This is a genomic window from Streptomyces glaucescens, assembly GCF_002154375.1.
GTDB classification, from domain to species: Bacteria; Actinomycetota; Actinomycetes; order Streptomycetales; family Streptomycetaceae; genus Streptomyces; species Streptomyces glaucescens.
In genome coordinates, this window is record NZ_MUND01000836.1 from 1 (window position 1) to 864 (window position 864).

The following is an 864-nucleotide window of genomic DNA, read 5'->3' on the forward strand; positions in this document are numbered from 1 at the left end:
GGTGTGAGCCGGGGGATGTGGACCGGCTGGTCGGGGCGGGTCTGCCGTTCGAGGAGCGGGCCGGGGAGTGTTATTTCGACGCGAATGACCTGTACAACCTCGGTATGTATTCGGGTCGTTCGACGACGCAGCCGGAGCTGGCGTTCCGGATGCTGTTCCGGTTCGCGGGCCGGCCGGTGGAGGATCTGCTGCGGCCGAAGACGTGGGACGTGCGGGTCCGGCTGGAGTGTGTGGAGTGTGCCGGTCGGGCGCCGTGGCACTTCGAGGAGCCGGACGTGGTCCGGTTCGGCGGGTGTGTGGAGGATGTGACGCGGCCGGAGCCCGGTGAGGGGTCGGCGCGTTTCGCGGCGCTGGTGACGACGACGGGTGCGCGCACGCCGATCGTGTCGCCGGTGCTGCGCAAGCTGGTGCGGGAGTATCTGGAGGCGGGGTATCGCTGGCAGATGATCCCGGTGCCGATGCAGTCCGATGTGGCGCTGGTGCACGGGCTGGGGGCGACGAGCTGTATCGCGGCGAGTCTGTTCCTGGCCGAGCGGTTCCGTGCGGCGGGGTATCGGGCGCAGGCGAAGCGGGGCTGGTTCTGCGGTGTGCTGGGTGGTGCGCTGGACCTTCCGCACGCGTGTGTGGAGGTCGAGGACGACGACGGTGCGCTGCGCACGGTCGACATCGCCAAGGCGCAGCTGGCCGCGCGGCTGCCGGACGACACCGAGGCGTTCCGGGAGCTGTGTCTGGGCTCGGTCTACAACAAGGTGATCCCCTCGACCGCCTCCGGCAACGCGCCCTTCGGCCGTCATGAGTGCGGCTCACCGCACCCGGCCCAGATCCACGCGGACATCCGCGCGGTCCGCCGAAGCTGACATCCCG

Annotated in this window: 1 protein-coding gene; it reads left to right on the plus strand. The window is 70.1% G+C overall.

Going from position 1 to position 864, the window contains the following annotated elements:
* On the plus strand, positions 1-857 hold an 857-nt coding region (locus tag CCN42_RS37985; RefSeq protein WP_211294888.1), incomplete at its 5' end, for a hypothetical protein.
* Between the last annotated feature and the right edge of the window lie 7 nt (positions 858-864).